The 1,526-nt window shown below is 71.2% G+C and carries 2 protein-coding genes; one reads left to right on the top strand and one right to left on the bottom strand.

The genetic code is table 11. From position 1 onward, the window contains the following. Positions 1-213 (top strand): hypothetical protein (locus tag G6R25_RS25680; RefSeq protein ID WP_205447427.1); only part of this gene is annotated, 213 nt, incomplete at its 5' end. Between the two features lie 380 nt (positions 214-593). Here the strand turns inward: G6R25_RS25680 and G6R25_RS25675 are convergent. Next, a complete protein-coding gene (locus G6R25_RS25675; protein WP_205447426.1) occupies positions 594-1,190 on the bottom strand; it encodes an MFS transporter in 597 nt (198 codons plus the stop codon). Positions 1,191-1,526 lie beyond the last annotated feature (336 nt).

The following is a 1,526-nucleotide window of genomic DNA, read 5'->3' as shown; positions in this document are numbered from 1 at the left end:
ATGGTGGGTAACCCCGGGTACGCCGCCGACTGGGCGGCGAAGAAGGCGTGGTACGTCGCCAACGGGTTTCGTCCCTACGACGAGCCCGACGCCGACGGCTCGCGCGGTGTCCTCGTGCGGACCGATGGCCGCGGCGGAGTCGACCAGCCCCCGTGGGCCGAAATGGCCAGGCAGGTCATTGGGGTCGCGACTCCGAGAAGGGCCGACAGGTAGGGTCGCGAGGGAGTCGGACGAGCCTGCGGTGGCCCGCGCACGTGCGCGGGCTTTATGAGGCGCAAGGCTCCGAGCGCGCACGCCGCAGCGACGGCGAAGGCCACCCCGTAGCCGCCCACCGTGAGAATCGCGCCGGTGACCGGTGGCGTCAGGGAGGCGACCAGGTTCTGGCCGGTGCTCTGGACGCCCATAGCGCGCCCAGCCCAGTCGCTGCCTGCCAGCTCCGCGACAGCCGTGAACGACAACCCGTTCGTGCTGGCGGACAGCCCACAGAGGAGGAGCAGAACAGCCAGAGTGATCGATCCCCTGGCGGCCGCGGAGAACGCCAGGCCTGACGTCGCGAGCGCCACGGCCAAGGCCAGCGCATCGGGCGGATCCGGTCACCGATCTGGTCGGACCAGCGTCCGGCACCGATGCCGATGGTAGCGGCGAGTACCCTGCTTTGCCGCCATGAACTGGCCGGCCGCGGTCGGCCGCCATTGGTAGACGTCGCCCAGCAGTACGACGCCGAATGCCCCCACTGTGATCTGTGGCCAGACCAACAGCGCGCTCGCGCCGTGCAGCTGCCACAACGTTGCGTCGCGATACGGAGATGCGGAGCCGCGCCGCGCCGGCCGCACCGCGGCCCGGGGCGGGTTGAGAAGGAAGGCCGCCACAAGGACGGCGACGAGGCCCGTCAGCACGGCGACGAAAGCCAACGCCGCTGGTATGCCGTAGTGGGAAGCCAGTGGAGGGAACGTCAAGGCGCTCAGCGCCATGCCGAGCGGCGTCGAGGTCTGCCGGATGCCCATGGCCAGGCCGCGCTGGCGCGCGTCGAACCAGCCGAGCACGACCCGGCCACTGGCCGCCGCGACCGACCCGCCGCCCGCCCCGGCGAGAGCGAACATCACCCCCGTCGCGGCCGGGCCGCGCACGAGCGTGGAGCCCGCGAGGGCGACGGCGGAGAGCCCGAGGCCAGCACCGCGCGTTCGCCCCACCGGTCCACCGCAGCGCCCCAGCCGACCAGCGTGACGAGCATGCCGATGGTTGGGCACGCGGCGAGCAGGCCCAGCAGGGTCAGGCTCAGGTGATCCGTGCGGCGCAGCACCGGGACCAGATACGGCACTCCGTACACGAAGGCATAGAGGAGGACGTCTGCGCTGCGGTGCCGAGGGTGAGCATCAGCCAGCGCCGCTCGCCACCGCGCGGAGGCGCGGTCTCCGGCGCGCCGACGTGCATCGTTCAGATCCTCCTTCCGGTGTCGGCCTTCCTACCAGTGAGCCATTCCCGGCAACGATTTGTGAGGTTGGGTAATTGTTGCGGGGTGTGAGTGT

This window comes from Candidatus Frankia alpina, assembly GCF_902806485.1.
Taxonomy (GTDB): domain Bacteria; phylum Actinomycetota; class Actinomycetes; order Frankiales; family Frankiaceae; genus Frankia; species Frankia alpina.
Note: the sequence above shows the minus strand (reverse complement) of the source record. Positions and strands in the feature narration are given on the sequence as shown.